Annotated in this window: 21 protein-coding genes; 15 read left to right on the top strand and 6 right to left on the bottom strand. The window is 38.2% G+C overall.

Annotated elements, in window-relative coordinates; all coding sequences use genetic code 11:
* The first annotated feature begins 8 nt into the window (after positions 1-8).
* From ACWPVE_RS06210 to ACWPVE_RS06195, 4 genes are all read left to right on the top strand, one after another.
* A complete protein-coding gene (locus ACWPVE_RS06210) occupies positions 9-1,370 on the top strand; it encodes an ammonium transporter (RefSeq protein WP_453991706.1) in 1,362 nt (453 codons plus the stop codon).
* Between the two features lie 198 nt (positions 1,371-1,568).
* Positions 1,569-2,288 carry a YebC/PmpR family DNA-binding transcriptional regulator gene (locus ACWPVE_RS06205; RefSeq protein WP_453991704.1) on the top strand — a complete coding sequence of 240 codons (720 nt, stop codon included), beginning with the start codon at positions 1,569-1,571 and terminating at the stop codon, positions 2,286-2,288.
* Positions 2,289-2,461: 173 nt separating this feature from the next.
* A complete protein-coding gene (locus tag ACWPVE_RS06200; RefSeq protein ID WP_453991702.1) occupies positions 2,462-2,845 on the top strand; it encodes a DUF2500 domain-containing protein in 384 nt (127 codons plus the stop codon).
* A gap of 339 nt (positions 2,846-3,184) precedes the next feature.
* The gene (locus ACWPVE_RS06195; protein ID WP_453991700.1) at positions 3,185-3,424 is read left to right on the top strand and encodes an excisionase family DNA-binding protein; all 240 of its coding nucleotides are present in this window, start codon (positions 3,185-3,187) and stop codon (positions 3,422-3,424) included.
* A gap of 71 nt (positions 3,425-3,495) precedes the next feature.
* On the opposite strand, the gene ACWPVE_RS06190 is transcribed toward ACWPVE_RS06195, so the two are convergent.
* Positions 3,496-4,452 (bottom strand): D-2-hydroxyacid dehydrogenase, encoded by a 957-nt coding sequence (locus ACWPVE_RS06190; RefSeq protein WP_453991698.1) that lies wholly within the window; start codon positions 4,450-4,452, stop codon positions 3,496-3,498.
* Positions 4,453-5,142: 690 nt separating this feature from the next.
* Between ACWPVE_RS06190 and pflB the strand changes: the two genes are divergently transcribed.
* Together pflB and pflA are read left to right on the top strand one after the other, a co-directional pair.
* Positions 5,143-7,371 carry a formate C-acetyltransferase gene (gene pflB / locus ACWPVE_RS06185; RefSeq protein WP_453991696.1) on the top strand — a complete coding sequence of 743 codons (2,229 nt, stop codon included), beginning with the start codon at positions 5,143-5,145 and terminating at the stop codon, positions 7,369-7,371.
* A gap of 20 nt (positions 7,372-7,391) precedes the next feature.
* A complete protein-coding gene (gene pflA / locus ACWPVE_RS06180) occupies positions 7,392-8,117 on the top strand; it encodes a pyruvate formate-lyase-activating protein (RefSeq protein WP_453991694.1) in 726 nt (241 codons plus the stop codon).
* A 180-nt stretch (positions 8,118-8,297) separates the two neighbouring features.
* On the opposite strand, the gene ACWPVE_RS06175 is transcribed toward pflA, so the two are convergent.
* The 4 genes from ACWPVE_RS06175 to ACWPVE_RS06160 all read right to left on the bottom strand — a co-directional run bounded on the left by ACWPVE_RS06175 (position 8,298) and on the right by ACWPVE_RS06160 (position 11,532).
* Complete coding sequence (locus ACWPVE_RS06175) at positions 8,298-8,777, bottom strand: hypothetical protein (RefSeq protein ID WP_453991692.1); 480 nt, start codon at positions 8,775-8,777, stop codon at positions 8,298-8,300.
* 22 nt (positions 8,778-8,799) lie between these two features.
* Positions 8,800-8,994 (bottom strand): YwbE family protein, encoded by a 195-nt coding sequence (locus tag ACWPVE_RS06170; RefSeq protein ID WP_453991690.1) that lies wholly within the window; start codon positions 8,992-8,994, stop codon positions 8,800-8,802.
* A 192-nt stretch (positions 8,995-9,186) separates the two neighbouring features.
* Positions 9,187-10,407 (bottom strand): ISL3 family transposase, encoded by a 1,221-nt coding sequence (locus tag ACWPVE_RS06165; protein ID WP_453991688.1) that lies wholly within the window; start codon positions 10,405-10,407, stop codon positions 9,187-9,189.
* A 150-nt stretch (positions 10,408-10,557) separates the two neighbouring features.
* Complete coding sequence (locus tag ACWPVE_RS06160) at positions 10,558-11,532, bottom strand: polysaccharide deacetylase family protein (RefSeq protein WP_453991686.1); 975 nt, start codon at positions 11,530-11,532, stop codon at positions 10,558-10,560.
* A gap of 390 nt (positions 11,533-11,922) precedes the next feature.
* Here ACWPVE_RS06160 and ACWPVE_RS06155 point away from each other — a divergent pair, with 390 nt between their 5' ends.
* From ACWPVE_RS06155 to ACWPVE_RS06145, 3 genes are all read left to right on the top strand, one after another.
* Positions 11,923-12,780: a carbon-nitrogen hydrolase family protein gene (locus ACWPVE_RS06155; RefSeq protein ID WP_453991684.1), complete on the top strand. Its 858-nt coding sequence runs from the start codon at positions 11,923-11,925 to the stop codon at positions 12,778-12,780.
* A gap of 306 nt (positions 12,781-13,086) precedes the next feature.
* Positions 13,087-13,758: a GNAT family N-acetyltransferase gene (locus ACWPVE_RS06150; protein ID WP_453991682.1), complete on the top strand. Its 672-nt coding sequence runs from the start codon at positions 13,087-13,089 to the stop codon at positions 13,756-13,758.
* Positions 13,759-13,947: 189 nt separating this feature from the next.
* Complete coding sequence (locus tag ACWPVE_RS06145) at positions 13,948-14,775, top strand: cytochrome c oxidase assembly protein (RefSeq protein ID WP_453991680.1); 828 nt, start codon at positions 13,948-13,950, stop codon at positions 14,773-14,775.
* Between the two features lie 18 nt (positions 14,776-14,793).
* Here ACWPVE_RS06145 and ACWPVE_RS06140 read toward each other — a convergent pair whose 3' ends face one another.
* Complete coding sequence (locus tag ACWPVE_RS06140) at positions 14,794-15,840, bottom strand: ATP synthase beta subunit C-terminal domain-containing protein (protein ID WP_453991678.1); 1,047 nt, start codon at positions 15,838-15,840, stop codon at positions 14,794-14,796.
* A 271-nt stretch (positions 15,841-16,111) separates the two neighbouring features.
* On the opposite strand from ACWPVE_RS06140, the gene ACWPVE_RS06135 reads away from it, so the two are divergent.
* The 6 genes from ACWPVE_RS06135 to ACWPVE_RS06110 all read left to right on the top strand — a co-directional run bounded on the left by ACWPVE_RS06135 (position 16,112) and on the right by ACWPVE_RS06110 (position 20,408).
* On the top strand, positions 16,112-16,699 hold the full coding sequence (locus tag ACWPVE_RS06135) for a DNA-3-methyladenine glycosylase (protein WP_453991676.1): 588 nt from the start codon (positions 16,112-16,114) through the stop codon (positions 16,697-16,699).
* Between the two features lie 176 nt (positions 16,700-16,875).
* Positions 16,876-17,223, top strand: coding sequence for a lmo0954 family membrane protein (locus ACWPVE_RS06130; protein WP_453991674.1), 348 nt, complete (start codon positions 16,876-16,878; stop codon positions 17,221-17,223).
* Positions 17,224-17,265: 42 nt separating this feature from the next.
* Complete coding sequence (locus tag ACWPVE_RS06125) at positions 17,266-17,904, top strand: PspA/IM30 family protein (RefSeq protein ID WP_453991672.1); 639 nt, start codon at positions 17,266-17,268, stop codon at positions 17,902-17,904.
* Between the two features lie 107 nt (positions 17,905-18,011).
* A complete protein-coding gene (gene liaF / locus ACWPVE_RS06120; RefSeq protein ID WP_453991670.1) occupies positions 18,012-18,746 on the top strand; it encodes a cell wall-active antibiotics response protein LiaF in 735 nt (244 codons plus the stop codon).
* Entirely contained in the window at positions 18,743-19,783 is a 1,041-nt protein-coding gene (locus ACWPVE_RS06115) for a sensor histidine kinase (RefSeq protein WP_453991668.1), read from the top strand. Before liaF ends, ACWPVE_RS06115 begins: the two co-directional genes overlap by 4 nt.
* Positions 19,776-20,408 (top strand): response regulator, encoded by a 633-nt coding sequence (locus ACWPVE_RS06110; protein ID WP_453991666.1) that lies wholly within the window; start codon positions 19,776-19,778, stop codon positions 20,406-20,408. Before ACWPVE_RS06115 ends, ACWPVE_RS06110 begins: the two co-directional genes overlap by 8 nt.
* Positions 20,409-20,596 lie beyond the last annotated feature (188 nt).

The raw sequence follows: 20,596 nt of genomic DNA, 5'->3' as shown, positions 1-20,596 counted from the left end.
GAGAAAATATGGTAAAGAAGAGCATAAGTATAGTCGTTTTTTTACTTTTAATTATGACAGTTGTACCAGTTCATGCAGCCGCTCCGACTGCAGAGACTCTCGAAACATCTATTAATCTAGTTTGGGTCATGTTTGCTGCAACATTAGTGTTTTTTATGCACGCAGGCTTTACATTAGTAGAGAGCGGTTTTACAAGAGCTAAGAATGCTCTTCATATCATTATGAAAAACTTTTTAACGATTAGTATCGCCTCTATCTTATTTTTTGTGGTAGGTTTTGGATTGATGTTTGGTAAGTCACTTGGAAGTCTAATAGGATCGGACGGTTTTTTCCTTAATGGAAGAAGTGACATCGACTTTTTTGTCTTCCAGGCTGTTTTTGCAGCTACATGTGCGACCATTATTTCTGGTGCTGTAGCAGAACGAATCAAAATTAGTAGCTACATTTGGATTACGGTTGCAATGACGGCCTTCATCTATCCAGTGGTAGGGCATTGGATATGGGCTGATGGCTGGTTGGCAGGAATGGGCTTCTCTGATTTTGCAGGGTCGACAGTCGTTCATTTAACGGGTGCTAGTGCTGCCTTGGGCGTAGTTCTAATACTCGGACCTCGTATTGGTAAATATGCAGGAAATAAAGTGAATGTAATACCAGGACATAATATTCCACTTGGTGCATTAGGGGTATTTATTCTTTGGTTAGGTTGGTTTGGGTTTAACGGTGGAAGTACGTTAGCTGCTGATCCTGAATTAGTTCCTAGTGTAATTGCTGTAACGTTACTTTCCTCCGCATCTGCGTTTATTTCAACGGCTCTATATACAAAAATTCGATTTGGAAAAGTCGACCCTTCTATCTCTTTAAATGGTGTGTTAGGAGGTCTTGTAGGAATTACTGCTGGGGCTGCTGAAATTTCACTAGGTGGCTCAATTCTAGTAGGGATTGTATCAGGAATTCTACTTGTAGAAGGTGTTCGTTTCCTAGATGCAAAGCTTAAAGTTGATGACCCTGTTGGTGCAATTACTGTTCATGGGATATGCGGAATATGGGGAACCATTGCTGTAGGATTATTTTCAACTTCAACAGGTCTATTCTATGGTGGTGGAATTAGTCAATTAGGGATTCAAGCCATCGGTGTTATCGCTGTTGTGATCTGGTCGGTAGGATTGGTTACCTTATTCACAGCCGTTATAAACAAGATTTCACCTATTCGCGTTTCTCATGAAGAAGAAATTGCAGGATTAGATTTTGCCGAACATGGTTCCCATGCCTATGAGTGGAATGAGAGTTTGTTACAAGGAAAAACGAAGGAACTTCATGATGAAAAGCCGTATATTGGCCTGGCAGAACGTCTGAATAAAAACCCTTACTGAAGTCTTACCATCAATTAAAAGTGGATGTTAAAAACGGTTGTCCCCCTGATACAACATGCGATGTCAGGGGGTCTAGCCATGGAATAAAGATACATATTAGCAAAAAAATCCAATATAGCCTGTCAAACACATATTTTTTTAATAAGAAAATTGAGGTATAATATAGACTCATTCAATATTCGAAAGCGAGTGTTCAAGATGGGACGTAAATGGAACAATATTAAGGAAAAAAAAGCTTCCAAAGATGCAAACACAAGTAGAATCTACGCAAAATTTGGACGCGAAATCTATGTTGCAGCTAAACAGGGTGAACCTGACCCTGAACTAAACCAACATTTAAAAGTCGTTCTTGAGCGTGCGAAAACATATAATGTACCAAAAGCAATCATTGACCGTGCAATTGAAAAAGCAAAAGGTGGCTCTGAAGAAAATTACGATGAGCTTCGCTATGAAGGTTTTGGACCGAATGGCTCAATGGTGATTGTGGATGCATTAACAAATAACGTAAACCGTACGGCATCCGAAGTGCGTGCGGCATTCGGTAAAAATGGCGGAAACATGGGTGTAAGTGGTTCTGTAGCTTACATGTTTGATGCAACGGCTGTATTTGGAATTGAAGGGAAAACAGAGGAAGAAGTTCTAGAATTGCTAATGGAAGCGGATTTAGATGTTCGTGATGTTCTTGAAGAAGAGGATTCTGTGATCGTCTACGCAGAGCCTGATCAATTCCATGCTGTCCAAGAAGCTTTTAAAAACGCTGGAATTACGGAATTTACAGTAGCAGAATTAACCATGCTTGCACAAAATGATGTAACCCTTCCGGACGATGCGAAAGAAAAATTCGAAAAAATGATCGATGCTTTAGAAGACCTTGAAGACGTGCGTCAAGTCTATCATAACGTTGATCTCGGAGAATAATAGGACAAGGGAACGTATACTGTCTCGAAAATCAAGCAGACCTTTCATCAGGGAGGGTCTGTTTTTTTGGTTTAAGTCTCGTGAGATTGACGTAATAGGATTTTGACCATTGAAACTTTTTGATTATTAAAGCGTAATAAATAATACAGATGCTGAATTCAAGGGGGAAGTTTATGTACCCAGGAGACGTAATGTTCAATATTGTACCTTTTATCGTAATGATTGGTTTCATTGTTGTGATTGGACTCATAATTGTTAATATAGGAAAGGGAATTGGTCAATGGAAGAAAAATGAAGATTCGCCAAGACTAAGTGTTCCTGCAAGTGTAAAAACAAAGCGTACGCATGTGAGCAGACATACCCACCATCATACTGAACCACATCACCATCATGTGTCATCATCTACTAGTTATTATGTAACTTTTGAGTTTGAGAGTGGTGACCGGTCTGAGTTCAAGGTTTCTGGAAGTGAGTTTGGTCAACTTGCTGAAGGTGATTTCGGAAAGCTGACATTTCAAGGTACAAGATATATAGGGTTTGATAGAGTAAGAGGATAAGTCTTCATTACAGTCAGTCATATTGAGAAAATAACAGGCTTTTCCACAGAAAAAATGGAGGAATTCATGTTAAACACTTGGAATGAAAAGATTGAAAGAGCACAAAAGAAAAATATATTTTATCGACCGCTATGAAGGATGTGAAGTAAAATAGAGGGGTGTTTCTCTGAAAGGGGGAACAAGATGTTTTCTTTCTTTAGTAAGAAATGCGTAATCTGTAAAAGAAAAATAAAGCCTTTGCGCAAGTATGTGGATGATAAGGGGAATACAATAAATGTGTGTATTCCTTGTTCGGAGTATGCAGAACGCAGGGCGTACAAAATTCGAAAGTAAAAAAGGATGAGCAAGTTGTATTTAACAGTCAAAGAAACAGCAGAATATTTGTCTATTCCAGAGGAACTACTGAAAAAGCTGATCCAAGAAAAAAAGGTGCGTGCACTTTTTGATGGTGAACAGTACCTTCTGAACAAAGAGCAATTCAATACAACGATGGAACAACTTGAAAAATATAAAAGGCTCTACGAAGAATGGCTAAACGAACCAATCCCCGAAGACATTGATGTAAAAGACGAAGACTAGTGGGATAAGGGGATAGGGTTAGTATCTCAATAACAATACGAGCACCTGTCTCCCTTTATCCTCACAATCGTTTAATATCCTTTTTTGTAGTCCACTACATTTATTGGTAGGACTCCACCTTGAGCATAACTCTTTAGATTTGGAATAAAGATATCCTCAATGACACGTTTTGCATAATGTTCTGTTGAACCAGATGTGTGCGGTGTGACAATCACATTTTCAAAATCCCAAAGCGGGCTGTCCTCAGGTAGAGGCTCCTTCGTGAATACGTCCAATCCAGCACCAGCAATCTCACCTGATTGTAATGCCTCAATCAGTTCCTCTTCAACGACAATCTCACCGCGTCCAATATTAATAAAGATTGCTGATGATTTCATTCTCCTAAACTCGTTAGCACCAAACAAATGACGTGTCTCTTCAGTTAATGGCAATGTCAAAACAACATAGTCACAACGAGGCAGAACCTCTGATAATTGATCTGTTGTATACATTTCATCCACAAATTCCTCATCACGACCAGAGTGACGAACTCCAAGCACTGTCATCCCAAATGCTTTTGCAATCTTTGCTGTTTCCTTTCCAATGTGACCAACGCCGACAATCCCAATCGTTTTTTCGTGAATTTCAAGTTTCATATTTGAGTGATGCCATTTTTTCTCTTGTTGATTACGTACATAGGAATGAATTTTTCTCGTTAAACCAAGCATTAACGCAAAAATGGTCTCGGAAATTGGATAAGCGTGAACACCATTAGCACTTGTTAAAAGGATGTTGCTCTTCTCCATTTCATCAAGTGGCATGTTATTTACACCTGCACTCCAACTTTGGAGCCAACGAAGCTTGGATTCACTATGTATGCATTGCTCAGCTATTTCCTTTTTCCAACCAACAATCACCTCAGCATCTTTGAGATGCTCTAACCAAACTGAAGAATCCTGCCCCGCAACAATCTCCCAGTTTGGAATAATCGATTCGATTTGGTTCAAATGCTCTTGCTCGATATCTTGTGTAATGACTAGCTTTGACATGTTGTGCCCCCAATCCCAATTTTGTTTAATTTAATCATATTACAGACTGCCATTCATTGCCAGTAGTAGTGTGGGTTTTATTCTGCCTTAACCTTCAAAAACGTCATTCTCCTAACTGACTTTTCAATTCTTTATGGGACTAATATAAATCTAGAAAAAGTGGCTAGTGATCTCAATACGAGTTGGAGTAAATTAGGTGGATGGTGTAACTCCAATTGAGTTAGAGTGCTGTTGATATCCAGAAACTAGGAGGTTGATGTAACTCCAATTGAGTTAGAGTGCTGTCGAAAACCATAAATTAGGAGGCTGGTGTATGTCCAGCTTGGTTGGAGTGCTGTCAAAAACCAGAAAATAGGAGGTAGGTGTACCTCTAGGCGGTTAGGAGCATCATTGAAATCTAAAAACTGGAAATTGGGTATTTCCAACCTTTTTGGAGTCAAAAAACACTTCCAGGTACCTCAACACTAATTACCCATTACCCAATCCTGATAAATTTTGACAAATTAATGATGAAAATGTGACTAAATTGGTAATGATATTAATTTGTGAATTATTTCACATGACACCACCCTATTCCCGTAGTATGATTAATTTATAGAAAAGTTTGTTCAGTACTGAGCAAACTTTCGATGAATAATTGAACTAACTAAATTTAAATGTATCCAAACCTTTTAATGGAGGTCATTGATTATGAAAGCATGGGCTAATTTTAAAGAAGGTAAATGGCAAAAAGAAATCGATGTACGTAATTTCATACTAGAGAATTTTACACCATATAGTGGAGATGATTCATTTTTAGAGGGGCCAACAGAGGCAACCAATCTTTTATGGGAACAAGTAATGGAGTTAACCAAGCAGGAGCGCGAAAATGGTGGAGTGCTTGATATGGATACGAAGGTTGTATCAACGATTACTTCACATGGTCCTGGTTACCTCGATCAGGAAAAGGAAAAAATCGTTGGTGTTCAAACTGATCAACCATTCAAACGTTCATTGCAACCTTTTGGCGGAATCAGAATGGCTGTCGATGCGGCTAAATCTTATGGATTTGAAGTAGATGAAGAAATTGTAAAGATCTTTACCGAATATCGAAAAACACATAACCAAGGAGTATTTGATGCGTACACACCAGAAATGAGACTTGCGAGAAAAGCAGGTATTATTACTGGTCTACCTGATGCATATGGACGTGGAAGAATCATAGGTGATTACCGCAGAGTTGCACTTTATGGGGTTGATCGTCTAATCGAGGAAAAGAAAAAAGACCTGCTTGAAACAGGAAATGGTGTAATGACGGATGATATTATCCGTGACAGGGAAGAGCTTTCTGAACAAATTCGTGCATTACAAGAATTGAAAGAATTAGCTGTTTCTTATGGTTATGACATTTCAGAACCAGCAACAAATGCGAAGGAAGCATTCCAATGGTTATATTTTGCATACTTAGCTGCCATCAAAGAGCAAAATGGTGCTGCGATGAGTTTAGGTCGTGTGTCTACTTTCTTAGATATTTATATTGAAAGAGATCTAGCGAACGGCATTCTAACCGAGCAAGAGGCACAGGAGATTGTTGACCATTTCGTAATGAAGCTGCGTCTTGTTAAGTTCTCAAGAACACCAGACTATAATGAATTATTCAGCGGAGATCCAACTTGGGTAACTGAATCACTAGCTGGTGTTGCAGTAGATGGACGTCCATTGGTAACAAAAAACTCATACCGATTCTTGCATACACTAGACAATTTAGGGCCAGCCCCAGAGCCAAACTTAACTGTGCTTTGGTCTGTAAAACTACCTGAAAATTATAAGAAGTATTGCGCAAAAATGTCTATTAAAACAAGCTCTATTCAATATGAGAATGATGATATTATGCGTGAAACCTATGGTGACGATTATGGAATTGCGTGTTGTGTCTCCGCTATGGCTATTGGAAAACAAATGCAATTCTTCGGTGCACGAGCAAACCTTGCGAAAGCTCTACTTTATGCAATCAATGGTGGAGTGGATGAAAAACTAAAAATTCAAGTAGGACCAACGTATGCACCGATTACTTCCGAATATTTGGATTATGAGGAAGTGATTGAAAAATACGATGTCGTTCTGGAATGGCTTGCTGGTCTCTATGTAAACACCTTAAACATCATTCACTATATGCATGATAAATACAGCTATGAACGCCTTGAAATGGCCCTGCATGACCGTGAAATTTTACGTACAATGGCGTGCGGAATTGCAGGTCTATCTGTAGTCGCAGACTCATTAAGTGCAATTAAATATGCAAAAGTAAAAACAATTCGTGATGAAAATGGCATAGTGGTAGATTACGAGATTGAAGGAGATTTCCCGAAATACGGTAACAATGATGATCGTGTTGATGATATCGCAGTTGAACTTGTGAAACGTTTTATGACCAAAATAAAAAAGCACAAAACATATCGCAACTCTGTTCACACTCAGTCCATTTTAACGATAACATCTAATGTGGTATACGGGAAAAAGACGGGTAACACACCTGATGGAAGAAAAGCAGGAGAACCGTTCGCTCCAGGTGCAAATCCACTCCATGGTCGTGACACAAAAGGAACGCTTGCATCGTTAAGCTCTGTTTCTAAGCTACCATATGAGTATGCCCTTGATGGGATCTCAAATACTTTCTCTATTGTTCCGAAGGCTTTAGGTAGGGAGGAAGAAGCAAGGATTAGCAATCTAGCAGGATTATTGGATGGATATGCAATGAAAAAAGGACACCATTTGAATGTTAACGTGTTTGACAGAGAAACTCTTATGGACGCAATGGAACATCCAGAGCTTTACCCACAATTAACCATTCGTGTATCAGGATATGCTGTGAATTTCATTAAATTAACAAGGGAACAACAAATTGATGTGATAAACCGAACATTCCACGAAAGCATGTAAGATAGAGGAGGACGAAAAGTATGAACGGACGCATTCATTCCATCGAAACGTGTGGAACAGTAGACGGACCAGGGTTACGTTATGTCATATTCACTCAGGGGTGTTTGCTCCGTTGCCAGTTCTGTCATAACCCCGATACTTGGAAATTAAATAAGGGGAAAGAAATGAGTGTTCAAGAGATTATCCATGATATAAAAACGTATCTTCCCTTTTTCCAAGCGTCAGGCGGTGGCGTCACTGTAAGTGGTGGCGAGCCTTTGCTTCAACTCGAATTCTTAATTGAGCTTTTTAAAGAGTGCAAGAAGCTTGGTATTCATACCACAATTGATAGCTCTGGCGGGTGCTTTTCACGTTCTCCTCAGTTTATGGAAAAATTAGAGGAATTACTGCCACTAACTGACTTGGTCTTACTTGATATCAAAGAAATTGACCCAGTGAAGCACAAAGACTTAACAGGCCTAAGTAACGATCACATTCTCGACTTTGCACAGTACTTGGCAGAGAAGAAAGTCCCCGTTTGGATACGCCATGTGCTAGTCCCAACAATTAGTGATAATGATGAAGATCTAACGAAGCTATCTGAGTTTATCAAAACGTTAAACAATGTGGAAAAAATTGAGGTTCTTCCATATCACAAACTTGGCATCTACAAATGGGAAAGTTTAGGACTCGAATACAAGTTAAAGCATATAGAACCTCCAACTGATGAACGCGTAAGGAATGCTGAAAAAATTTTAGGATGCTAGCGGGATGAAAAAAGTAGAAAATGCATTTTAAAAACACAGCATCTCACACTTAAAATCTGTAACTAACACAGTCTAACTTAACATATGAATAATACACTAAAAGTAAAGCAGCAAGAGAGAAATGAGTCGTTTTCCTCTTGCTGCTTTTTATTGTTGTAAGAATGTTACCCTAAAATGGCATCAGTGTTGTAGTTTAAAGCCTTCTTCGAAAAGGTAGTCTTCAGCTTCGTCGTAGGATCCAAAGGCAGCTTCTAGGTTTAGCCCAGCGTATACATTCCACCATTCTTCTTCGAGTACAAGAAGTAGTGTTTGTCCTTCATCATTCACCCATCGTTCCTCTTGGCCTTCTCCAATGATGGCATTCTCCCTTGCTAAAGGGGAATTTGCGGAGAGGGATTGGATGGATTCCTTTACGATTCTACGTAGTTCAGCTTCGGAGAAATCCCGTATATTGATAAATCCTTTTGCATCCACTTCATAGTTTTGGAGGTTCCCAGCATAAACAAACCCGTTTCCATTTGGATGGAGATGCTGAACAACGATCTTTTTTTCAAAAACGCTGTCTTCATAATGAAAATTGACTCTCCCTAAAGAAACATTTTTGCGCGTAAGCTCAGGGAATGATTCGATGATTGCAAGTTTTTCTTCAAAAGATAACATATATAAGTCCTCATTTCTTGTCCTATTGTATAATTTCCTTCACTCGACCAACCTGTCCATCTTCTAATCGCACCTTGATCCCGTGAGGATGGAAGCTGGACTTTGTTAAAATATCTTTCACAATTCCTTTTGTGAGTATACCAGTTCGTTGGTCTTTCTTTAAAACGATTTGTACTTGGAGTCCTGGTTTTATATCTGCGCGATTTTGGCCATTCATATTTTGCAAAAATCCTTCCATTTTACTATTTGTCTATTTAGTTTACCTCAGTTAGCGATGTTTATCTCAAAAAAAAGGTTCTAAATCAAATGTTGGGGTTTTAGGCTACCGCGCTACGCTTGGTGGCCTCTATAAAAAATGATGGATGGTACCATTCATCATTTTTTATAGAGGAGAATCACACCAACTCGGTTAACCAATATGTACCCCAATTCTTTTATACTTGTGTGTTAATAAAATCTTCGCCCTAAAGCGTTCAAAAACTCTAAATCCATAAGCATTTCTCTTTAGAACTTTGGTTGAATTATTAATTCCCTCTAAAAACCCATTTGAATATTCATAGGCAAAACTATTTAATACTTCAACTTGCCAATTTTGTATGGTCTTTATTGCTTTAATCATTTCAGGTATCTTTGAATCCTCAATTAACTTATATAGTTCTTCCAATTCCTTTTTAACCAAACTGATACTGTTTTTTCCGTTTTCTTTGGCACGTAAAAACCAAGAACGATATGCCTCTTTAATTTCATATGCTTGTTTGAGTTCATTCGACATCTCCAAGTAACGATTTAAATGCCATTTCTCATCCTTAGTTAAGCGTTGGCAGTCTTTATGAAAGACATGTTTCATACGTTTACACTTTTTACGGTCGTAGCCATGAAATTGGTTTTGTACTCGACGTCTTACTCCATCAAGCCCCCAATAGATGTAACGACAAAAATGAAATCTATCAGCTACAATAACAGGTTTACCCAATGCCTCTTGAACGGCTGCTTTAAAGGAATGATTCATATCCATTATGATTATTTGCACTCTAGATCCGTGCTTTCTTAAGTAGTCTTTTATCGTACGTTTATAACGATTTGGTAGAATATCAATCGGTTCTTTTGTTATCCCATTCGCAATGATTAACTGGTATTTCCCTTCGCGGGTATCACCCTTGTATTCATCAATAGCTATAACTGTAGGTAATTCTTCCACCGGACGAATTTCACTTCGTGAAATTTGATCGAATCGACGTATAATGGTTGAAGATGAACACCCGTAGATTTCAGCTGTTTCCTTAAATGTTTTTCCTTTAATCGCTTTAATTGATATAGCTTGATTCCATTCTATTGAGGTACGTTGATAACGCATGACAAAAGGATTTTTCTCTGAAAAACGTTTCCCACATTCACAGACATATCGTCTACGCTTATAAAAGATTTGGGTTTTTCTTTCAAACCACTTTAAGTGTTGAATTTTTTGTATACGATAGTCATGAATTTTACTCGTCCTTTGATTACATTTAGGGCACCGATGTACTTTTCGCTCCATTTCAACGTACAGGCGGATAACTTCGCCCACTTCTTCAACATTGGTTAGGATTGACCCTTTTAATCCAGGAATAATCATGGTAAAATCCATATACACGCAACTCCATTCTTTAGACTTGTTTCTAGACAATTCAAGTATAAAAGAATGTGGAGTTTGCGTGTTTTTTTATGCACACAAAATTTTGTTTAAACCCCAACAAATATTATAGAGCCAAAAAAAAAACAGATGACCACAAAAGTCATCTGCTTAGAATAACTGTATTGGATGCATGGAGGAATCCAGTGTCCCGAATTCGTAACCTTGTTCTGTTAGATAGTCTAATAGTTTTGGTAAATGTTCCAGTGTTTCAGGTCGTTCATGTAACAAAATCACAATGGGTTCATTGACTCGATTGAGATTATTTAATTGATCAATTACACTCTCGACATAGCGGCTATCTCTAAATTGCCAATCACGACTATCAATATTCCAATCCCACATTTTATATCCTGCCGCATCAACTGCGTCTTTATACGCATCTGTCATATGGGGTGCACTTCCAAACGGGGTACGAATTAAGTCCGTTTCTATTCCTGTCAGTTCTAGAATGGTCTGCTGTGTTTGGTCCATTTCTCCTAGAACAGATTTTGAAGATTGATAGAATTTATTTTTATCATGGGTTACACCGTGAAGGCCTACACTATGCCCTTTATTAACCATTTCTTTTACAGCATCAGGGTAATTTTTGATATTGCCGTCTAACATGAAAAATGTTGCCTTCGCATCATATTGATCGAGTAATGCAAGAATATCCATTGAAACCTTGTGTGGACCATCATCAAATGTAAGATAAACTGTCTGGGATGGTGGGGCCGGTGTTTCTTTTGTTACTTCCTTGTCTTGACTTTCTTCCTGTTCCTCATCTACTTCGGGTGGTGTTGAATTTTCAGTACCTGGAGTTGGGTCGGTAATAGGTTCTGTGTTAGGTGAAGGATCTTCTTCAGTGGACTTTTCCTCTTCGGCATTTCCATTCGTCACGTCTTCAACATTCATATTATCATCAATTGTTTCATTATTGTCAGGTGTTTCTACAACAGTAACATCATCTTCTGAAGCGTTTGCTTCTAGAAAAAATTTAGATTGTAGTAGAAAGAAAGAATATAAGAGTAACAACACAATAAAGCCAAACAACGCAATGATTTTGATAATGTTGCCTTTTCTCACTTTCTTTTCGCTCGCCATCTTGCATACCTTCTTTGCTGTAATATTCTTCAATATATATGACGTAAATGTTGCAGAAACGTTTCAAAAAGATTACGACATTTTTTATAAATTGTATAGACAAGCATTATCTTAACATAAGGAAAAGTCGTACGGAAGAATAATTCGTGGAAAATAAAGGGTTTTGAATGGAGAAACTTATAAACTACTATTTAGAGGGAAAAGGTCAGATTCGGATTAGGATTTTTCCTCTCAGCAGGGTCTATGGTAACGTCAGAGCGACCAACATCATGTTGTTCTCATCAACCTGTCGTATGTATGATTGTTTCTTAATAATATTTAACTTGTTTCAATGATAAAAATAGGTAATAATCCACTTATATGAACGTAAATTTAAAGGGGGATCTCGATTTGAAAATAAGAGTTTCAGCCGTGCAGTACCATCTTCACACCATACATTCTTTTGATGAATTTGCTGCTCAATGTGAGCATTATATTAAAACTGCAATGGAATTTGATGCAGAATTTATTCTGTTTCCTGAGTTTTTTACAACACAGCTTTTATCAATTGGAAAAGATGATGGCTCGAGCATGTCAATTGATGATCTACCAGGCTTTACTAAAGAGTATCGAACTCTTTTTTCAACACTTGCCAAACAATATAATGTGCATATCATTGGGGGGACACATGTAATTCGGATGGGAAATCATCTTCGCAATGTAGCACACTTATTTTATCCAGATGGTAGGGTAGGGGAGCAAGCAAAACTGCATATTACTCCTACGGAAGTGAACGAATGGAATATGTCACCAGGTGAAGATTTCCAAGTCTTTGATACGGAAAAAGGACGCATTGCCATGTTAACCTGTTATGATATTGAGTTCCCAGAAATCGTTCGAATCGCGAAGGCAAAGGGTGCTGATATCATCTTTTGTCCGTCTTGTACTGATGACCGTCATGGCTTCCATCGAGTACGATACACAAGCCATGCAAGAGCAGTGGAAAATCAAGTATATGTTGTAGGAACCGGAACGGTTGGTTCATTGCCAACAGTTGATTTTATGCGTGCAAATTTTGGCCAAGCAGTAGTCATTACCCCAAACGATATTCCATTCCCTCCAAAGGGGATTTTGGTTGAAGGTGAAATAAACAACGATATGATCGTAACAGCTGATCTTGATTTAGACCTTCTCTACGAAGTACGTGAGCGTGGTTCTGTTACAACATGGCGTGACCGCAGAACAGATCTTTATCCTGATTGGAAGTAATAATCTCAGTTCAAAAGGAGGATGAAAAGGACCATGTTGACAAAAACGCCACGTCCTTTTGTCTTTTCGACACTAGCACATCCTGTGCGTTGAAAGTTCGAGGCGGCGATGCTTTGAGTAGCGGAGCGTATGCTTTTAAGACGAGAGCAATTGTTCTTGCACAAGGGAAAAGCGATTTTCTTTTCCAAGGAACGGAAAAATCAAGCTAACGAGCTTCCACAGGATGTGTCGGTAATTAGTCGAAGGTCATCTGCGATATGTCATTTTTATCCGACGTTTTGAACTACCTTAAAAGGAGATGTTGAGATGGACTATAAAAGAATAACAAGCATCAATGATCCATTGTTTTTAAAAATGCATGAGTTAATGAAGACTGTGTTTCCAAAAGAAGAGGTACTCGATTTTGAACTTTGGAAGGAGCCGTTGGAGGACCCAAGTATCCGCGTTTTCGTTGCAGTGCACGAGAATGAGGTTGTTGGTGCAACAGAATATCGTTATTACCCAGATTGGAATATTGCTATGACTGATTTTACGATTATCGGTCAACCTGGTTTAAGCATTGGCCGCTATTTAGCGCAAAACCGTAGTCATGATCTACAGGAACTAGCCAAGGCAAATGGAAAAGATCTCTTCGGTATGTTTGCTGAAATTTATGATCCATACAAAGTTTCACATTATGAGTTCGGTACCGTGAAGCCAATGGACCCGTTTGTTCGACGTGAGGTTTTATCTCATCTAGGCTATAAACGGATTGATTTAGATTATGTTCATCCATCATGGAACAATGATGGAGAAGCAGTGAAAGGACTCGACTTATGCTTCATGCCTAGTGATGACCAAGTAAGTGAACTACCAAGTCAATTGGTTGTTGATTTTCTAACAACCTATTACACCGTACTATCGAACAAACCTGCAGAATGGCTTGAAATGGTGAGTGGGTTAAAAGAAAAAGAAACAGTAACATTATTGCCATTATAAAAATACAGTCTATATTTAAATCTTTTTGGTTTAAATATGGACTTTTTTTGTCTGAAAAATGTTTGAAAATCGACATGTGATATAAATCATATACCAAGGAGTGAGAGAGGTCTTACAATATTTGTAGAAGTGTATGTTTGGAGAATGTTACGTTCCAGACAAACCAATATCCAAAAGTAAGGTGATATTGTGATTAGTCAACTATTAGATGGTTTTAGCTTTCACTCCCAATTTAACGGTGGGGTCATTTTTTTTACGTTGATTTTAATTGTCTTGTATCTATTCTTATTACCTACGCCAGACGGCCATAGAAAGTATAAGTCAGTTGCGTTTGCTGCTAGTATGTTGCTGATTCTTTTGGCAGTAGGAAGTCCTTTGAACTTATTGGGACGCATGCTATTTCGAGCGCATATCATTCAGATCATAATTGTGCTTTTTATCGCTGCACCATTGATTGTCATTGGATTGAAGACAAATCTGTTAGAAAAATCACTAAAATATAGTGGTGTAAAAAAAGTTTATCGATCTCTAACACATCCACTGTTTGCGATTATTGTGTTCCATAGTTTATTTATTGGGTACCACGTACCTGTTGTGTTTGACTGGATTCGAACAGGGTATTTTACAAATTATTTCTTTTTAATAGGTTTGATTTTGGCTGCGGTACTCTTATGGTGGCCTATCATTGGACCAATTGAAGAGCAGGACCATCTGGCATTTAAGCACAAGCTCATGTATATTGTGGTGAATATCCTATTATTTGTGCCAGTAACCCTCTTTTTATTGTTTGCTGATGGTGCATTATATACGGTATATAGTGACACGAGCCAAATGCTTGCCGCATTAGCTTTATGCGTACCTTTAGGTGAAGAGATTCCACCAGATTTAATAGAAAACTTATTACCATATCCACCTATAAGTGAACAAAAGATCGGAGCAATCATTTTATTTGTTTCTCAAGCATTGATTTTAAGTTTGAGTGCCATCTGGTTGTTTATGAAAAAAGGCAGGAAATGAATTCCTGCCTTTTTTCAGTTAGCTGAGTTTACCGATGTAGGCTAGGTCTTTAACCTCGATAGAGTCTGTAGAGCCATCAAGAATTTTTCGGATGTCCAGTAAAGCATCCTGCAAACTGATGGTTTCACCTTTTTTCCCGGTGTAGTCTTCAGCTACATAAAATGGTTGGGTTAAATAAGCTTCAAGACGTTCACCGCGTTTGAATGTTTGTACTTCTGTTTCTGGAAGTTTTTCAAGTCCATGCACAGAAACGAGTGAACGTAGCTCACGGTATCTGCGCAGTAATTTCTTTGCTCGTTGTTGGATGGTAAAATGTGTTTGGTCTAGGTGTATGCCCTCGAGAATAGAAGAGGTTGAGTATATTGGATTGACGGCAGGGAATTGATGTCTAGCAGTAAGGTCAGCGTCAAATTGCCACAATGTTTCAAGTGGACCATATGGTACTTCTTCGTCAACCACCTCGCCCTTTAAATCGACAAGAATCGTCGTGACCGAATCCATGCCAATTAAATGGAATTTTTCTTGAAGAGTGGGTATTTCGCCTGAGATGACATGTGAGCGGTCTGCTGCAAAAGCAACTTCTTTTGTTTTACCAAGCTTTGTGATTTCTTCATAAGCTTCGTCAATTGTTTTTACTTGGATTTGAACTTCATGTAAAAGATCCTTTATTTCTGGATAATCCCCTTCAGGTAAAAGCAATACGGTTACAAAATCATTTTCTCGTAAGCGACGGAATAATTCTGAAAGTACAACAAGTTGACCCATACCAGGTCGAGCTACTAGACCCACGGTTCCACCTTTTACTAATGGAGCAAAGACATCCAGCGTTTTAATCCCCGTTTCAATCATTTCAATTTTCTCCCCTCGAATTAATAACTCATCCAAACTACACTCGGCTAAATCAGCTAGTGCTACCAGTGTGCGCACCTCTGCACGACCAACAGGAATCTTCCCAGTGCACAGATTTGAAACAGTAGCTGGGCGTAATCCCACAGAGCGAGCAGCGGTTGTTAAATTTGGTACTCTCCTACGAAGTAAAGAGACATTGAGTCGAATATTTTCCAATTTTTTCACCTCCTGTTACTTTATAGAGTAAACTAAATTTCGTTTAGTTGCAATAATCAATTTCTTTAAAACGTAATTTCTTTTACGTTTTAATGTTTTAAGTATGTTAACATGTTTAAAATAACACGGATTGAATCTATCTATCGCCGATTGAATCAAGCGAGCATACGTGGTTAGAATAATAACGAACACTAATAGCTACATTGTAAGCCCAGTAATTCACAGCCCCAGCCTCATGCTAATCGGAAAAAAATCCACAAGGAGAAATACAATGACTGATATCCTACCTGAATCATTTTTTCATCAACCTACATTAGATCTTGCTAAAGCTCTCCTAGGATGTTTGCTTGTAAAAGAAACAGAAAAAGGCGTCGCTTCAGGTTTTATCGTGGAGACAGAAGCCTACATGGGACCTGAAGATCGCGCAGCACATTCGTATAATAATAGGAGAACGAAGCGTACGGAGGTTATGTATGGCAAACCAGGGCTTGTGTACACCTACCAAATGCATACTCATTGTCTAGTGAATGTTGTCAGCGGTGAGCTTGAAAAACCAGAAGCGGTTCTTATTCGAGCAATCGAGCCTGAAAAAGGAATTGAGCTCATGATGGAACGCCGTGGTCAAATGCCATTTAAGAATCTAACAAACGGTCCAGGAAAATTGACGAAAGCGTTAGGGATCACGATGGAGGATTACGGTCGTTCTTTTTTTGAACCACCTATTTACATGAAGAAAGGATATACGCCGACAAACATTTCAACTGGCGTACGAATCGGAATTGAAAATACAGGTGAAGCAAGAGATTATCCATGGCGATTTTGGATTACAGATAATCCGTTTGTTTCCCGCAAAAGATAAGGGTTTGCTCAAATGAGCAGACCCTTTTTGACGTGACAGAAGCTGGTCGTGTTCCGCATAGGGATGCCTTGCGTTTTTCTCAATAAGCCTCAGGTCCTAGTGAAAAATATAACTGTGGCTCATTATGACGAAACGAAAATCAGGATAAGATTGAATCATGAAAGGAGGAAGTAAACATGAAAAAGTTCGGATTGTTTATTCTTGGAGGTATTGCAGCGATTGTGCTTCTATCACAGGTCGGTCCTATGATTGGTCTCGCGATAAGCTTAGCGATTCTGTATTTTGCATTTAAACAGTTTATGAAGACAAACTCGACATTCGGTAAGGTTCTTTGGGCCGTTATCGGTGTGATAGCACTTACCGCAACTGCTTCCAATATACCAGCGATTTTAGGTGTAGTAGCTGCATACATCCTCTATGTCGTCATTAGAAAGTGGAAAAATGAAAAGCATGAAGTTGTTTCTGAATCATCAGACCCATTCACGAATTTTGAAAAACAATGGGCTGAATTAAACAAGCATTAATCGTAAATCAAAAATAAAAACATTATAAGGAGACTGATACAAATGGCAAACCTATTAACTCGATTAAAGGACACAATTTTAGCAGATTTTCATGGTATTCTAGATGAGAAAGAAAAGAAAAATCCAATTTCTTTACTAAACCAGTACTTACGTCAATGTGAGGCAGAAGTAGAAAAAGTACGTAAGCTTGTTGAACGTCAACATTCACTAAAGGATCAATTTGCAAGAGAGCATCGTGAGGCAACTGCTTTAGCAGAAAAACGCAAACATCAAGCGGGTGTAGCTCAGCAAGCTGGTGAGACCGAACTGTATGAATTTGCTGCTAAAGAGCAAGTTGTTTACGAGGAGCGCGCGACTAAATTACAAGAGGCACTAAATAATGCGAGCGCTGAGCTAATTGGACTTGAGAAGAAATATGAAGAAATGAAACATAAACTTAAAGATATGTATATTAAGCGTATGGAATTAATGGGACGTGAGAATATTGCACGTGCCAACCACCGAATGAACCAAGTGCTCGATACAAATGCATATACTAATAAAGCTTCAAGAACTTTTGAAGAAATGGAATCTTACTTAGAGCGTCTTGAACATCAAGTAAATTCTTCTTATCACCGTAATACAATTGATGCACGTATTGCTCAACTTGAAAAAGAAGTAAAAAATGAAGAAACACATTAATTTCAAAGTAAAATCATGGTATTCTAAAGAAGACGTAGACATTCTACGTCTTCTTAACCCAAATTGCGGGTGATAATCAATACATTCAACGAAGGGAGGCAGGTACCTTGTTAGATAAAATAAAATCAGACAATCTTAATGCATTTATACTTCTTGGTATCATTTTATTGATCATTGAAATTTCGTTCTTTAATAGCGGGGTCCTTTTCTCTTTTATCATATCGATTGGATGTATTTATATTGGTCGTAAAAGAATGCCACGAACCTTTGGTAAGGTTCTGTTTTGGTTTGGATGGATCAGTTTAGCCTTAACAATTTTAGGTATGATGACAGTTAAGTTTTTAATTTTAGCGATTCTGATTTATTTACTCATTCAATTTTATCAATCAAAGAAAAAACCAAACTATATTAAACCTGAGATAAAAGAAACCAAAAAAACAGCTCAACAAGAGACTATCATAAAACGTGAGCCATTATTCTGTAATAACATTTTTGGTAGGCAAAGTACGCCAGAACAAGTATATGAATGGAATGATGTGAACATTCAATCTGGAATTGGTGATACCATTATTGATTTAAGTTACACAGTACTTCCAAAAGGTGAATCGGTTATCTTTATACGAAATATAATCGGTAATATTCAGATCCTTGTTCCGTATGAGGTTGATGTAGAAGTTCATCATTCTTTTCTTTATGGATCGACAACGATTTTTGATAATCACGAATCGAAGACAGTGAATCAGACACTCCATTACCAAACACAGGAGTATGATCAGGCTGAATATAAACTTAAAATAATGACATCAACTGGCGTCGGAGACCTTGAGGTGAAACGAGCATGAGTACTGTAACTCGACAAATAGTGGTTGGTATTTGTGTCTCGGTGTTTCTATTTGTACTAGCACATATCATCATGTTTATGGCATTTCCATTAGCGAATTGGGCAGCACTTTGGCAAACAAAGCTTATGGATTTGCCATATATTATCCTCACAATAAGTATAAGTATATTAGGTGGGCTTATTTTTGGCATAATCTCAGGGGTTTTGTGGAGAAAACAGCTGCTAACTGTATCTGAGGCTATACACCAGGTTGAACAGGGCAGGACAATCCCAGTAGTTCTTGAAAATCAAACGGATGAAATGATCACAATTTGGGAACGGCTAAAAAAGGTTCAAACACATATTGCTGAACAAACAAAACTATCTCAAAAATTAGCGACTGAAAAAGCAGAAGACCAAGAAAAACGGATTCAAAAAATTGTATCTGATGAGCGCAACAGGTTGGCGAGAGAACTCCATGATTCAGTAAGCCAACAGCTTTTTGCCGCATCTATGATGATGTCTGCCATCAATGAGTCGAAAGTACAAACAGATGACCGTGAGGCGAAACAGTTCAAACTTGTAGAGGAAATGATTCATCAATCCCAACTCGAAATGCGAGCACTGTTACTTCACCTGCGTCCTGTCGCGTTAAAAGGGAAGACCCTACAAGAAGGAATTCAGGAGTTGCTTGCTGAACTAGTACAAAAGGTACCCGTTACAATTGAAACAAAAATTGAGGATTTTCATCTTGATAAGGGCATTGAGGATCACTTATTCAGGATTCTTCAAGAGTCTATTTCAAATACCCTTCGTCATGCAAAAGCAAATAAATTGGAGGTCCTGTTAATCAAGAGGGATAATTTTGTCATTTTGCGAATTGTTGATGATGGAATTGGATTTGATGTGGAACAAGCGAAAGCTGGTTCCTATGGACTCCAAAATATGTATGAACGTGCTGTTGAAATAGGTGGCACAATGAGAACGGTGAGTATTAAGGACAAAGGTACACGGATTGAAGTAAAAGTACCAATTCTAAAGGGTGAAGAAAATGATTAAAGTATTATTTGTTGATGATCATGAAATGGTAAGAATAGGTGTCTCTTCCTATTTATCTGCACAGCCAGATATCGAAGTCATCGGAGAAGCGGATGACGGCAAAGTGGCTGTTGACCTTGCACTTGAACTTCGACCGGATATTATTCTGATGGACCTTGTCATGAAAGAGATGGATGGTATTGAAGCTACTAGAAGAATTATTGAGAAGTGGCCAGAAGCAAAAATTATTATCGTCACAAGCTTTATTGATGATGAGAAGGTGTATCCAGCACTGGAGGCAGGTGCAACGAGCTACATGTTAAAAACCTCAAAGGCCAGTGAAATTGCCGAGGCGGTTCGTAAAACGTATCATGGACAATCGGTATTAGAGCCTGAAGTGACAGGGAAAATGATGGTTCGAATGAGACAGAAAGATACGCATCTTCCACATGAAGAACTAACAAACCGTGAAATGGAAATATTACTATTAATCGCAGACGGTAAAACAAACCAGGAAATTGCAGATGAACTATTTATTGCATTAAAAACAGTAAAAGTACACGTCAGTAACATATTAAGCAAACTAGAGGTACAAGATCGAACTCAAGCCGTCATTTATGCATTCAAACATTCACTTGTAAAATAATTGTATATAATTCGACAAAAACACAGGATACCACTGTGTTTTTTTGTATAATGATAAAATCTAAACTTGGGGATAATTTTTTAATTGGATTATCTACTTTAAGTACGTCTAGGTCCAATACCTAGCCCCACTTTAGTCTAGCAAATACGTTATGAATGTCGAAGTACACGCCCTTAGTCGCATCATTT

The organism is Bacillus nitroreducens (assembly GCF_964021195.1).
Note: the sequence above shows the minus strand (reverse complement) of the source record. Positions and strands in the feature narration are given on the sequence as shown.